The sequence below is a fragment of the Microbacterium sp. genome, assembly GCF_031178525.1.
GTDB lineage: Bacteria > Actinomycetota > Actinomycetes > Actinomycetales > Microbacteriaceae > Microbacterium.
Map to the genome: position 1 here is coordinate 1 of NZ_JAPSJA010000401.1, position 1,604 is coordinate 1,604.

1 protein-coding gene and 1 pseudogene are annotated in these 1,604 nt (G+C 73.3%); both read left to right on the plus strand.

The genetic code is table 11. The features are described from left to right. Positions 1-447 (plus strand): annotated as a pseudogene (locus tag RIF89_RS14865) (ABC transporter); the annotation flags it as partial. Further along, on the plus strand, positions 444-1,604 hold a 1,161-nt coding region (locus RIF89_RS14870), incomplete at its 3' end, for a polyketide antibiotic transporter (RefSeq protein ID WP_309069844.1). The pseudogene RIF89_RS14865 and the gene RIF89_RS14870, both read left to right, overlap by 4 nt.

Consider the following 1,604-nt stretch of genomic DNA (forward strand, 5'->3'; position numbering starts at 1 on the left):
CTGGATCCGCTCATGGAGCAGGTCTTCGATCGCGAGGTCCGCCGCGCGGCGGCCGATGGCGCCACCGTGCTGCTGTCCAGCCACATCCTGAGCGAGGTCGAGCAGCTGTGCACGCGCGTGTCGATCATCCGACAGGGCGCGCTCGTCGAGTCCGGCACGCTCGCGCAGCTGCGTCACCTCACACGCACGAGCGTGTCGTTCTCGGACGAGGGGCTCGGGGCGGAGGCCGAGCGGTCGCTGGCCGCGCTCCCGGGAGCGCACGATGTCGTGCGCGAGGGCGGGCGCGTCACGCTGGCCGTCGACGCCGAAGCGATGCCCGGCGCGCTCGCGGAACTCGTCCGTCTGCGCGCCGTCGGCGTGACGGTCGCGCCCGCCTCGCTGGAAGAGCTGTTCCTGCGGCACTACGGCGACGACCTCGGAGGCGTCGAGGAGGGCGACCGCGCGTGAGCGTCCTGCCTGTCCTCCTGCGCCAGCGCTTCCAGCGCGACTGGCTGCAGCTGACACTGTGGATCGCCGGCACGGCGCTGCTGGCGACCGCCGCCGTGTCGGCCGTGTTCCAGACGTTCGCGAACGAAGAGGACCGGCGCGAGATCCTCGCCGTGGCCGTGGCGACGCGCACGATCCTGATCTTCCGCGGCACGCCGAACGGCGTCAGCGACGGCGGTTTCGCGTTCTTCCTGATGTTCTCGTGGATCGCCCTGATGGGCGGCCTCATGACGACCTTCCTCGCCGTGCGGCACACGCGCATGGAGGAGGAGCGCGGGCGTGCCGAGCTCGTCGCCGCCACGCCCGCGGGGCGCATGCTGCCACTGGCCGCAACGCTGATCCATGGTCTGCTCGCGAACGGGGCGCTCGGCGCCCTGACCGCCGCCGGGCTGATGCTGGGCGGTCTCGAGCCGGGCGGTTCCGTGGTGTTCGGCGTCGCACTGGCGGCCACGGGGCTGGCGTTCCTCGGGATCGGACTGCTCGCGGCGCAGCTGTTCCGCACCTCTCGCGGAGCGAACGGCGCGTCCGTGGTCGCCGTGCTGGCGGCGTACCTCCTGCGCGGCATCGGAGACGCCGCGGGCACGCCGTCGGACGATCTGCTGCATGTCGAGCCCGCCTGGCCCACGTGGCTGTCGCCGATCGGCTACGGGCAGCTGAGCGGTGCATATGTGGACGACGACCTGACGCCGCTCATCGTGCCGGTCGCGTTCGGGGGCCTGCTCGCGGTGCTCGTCCTCGGCCTGGAGGCTGTGCGCGATCAGGGCGCGAGCCTGATCCCCGCCGGCGCGGGACGGCCGCGCGCGGGTGCGCTGCTGCGCTCGTCGGGGGGCCTCGTGTGGCGGCTGAGCCTGCCGGTGCTCGCCGCCTGGACGGCGGGCGGCATGGCGACGGGCCTGCTGGCGACGTCGCTAACGGGCGCGATCGACAGGCTCGCAGGCGACGTGCCGGCCGTGGTCGAGACACTGCAACGCGCCATCGGCGCCCACGCGTCGATCGAGGAGGCGTTCGTCGGCACCTTCTACGGCCTGGTGGGCATCCTCGCCGCATGCTGCGCCGTGCAGGTCGGGCTGCGGGCCCGACAGGAGGAGGCGCACGGCACGGCGGAGGCCGTACTGGCC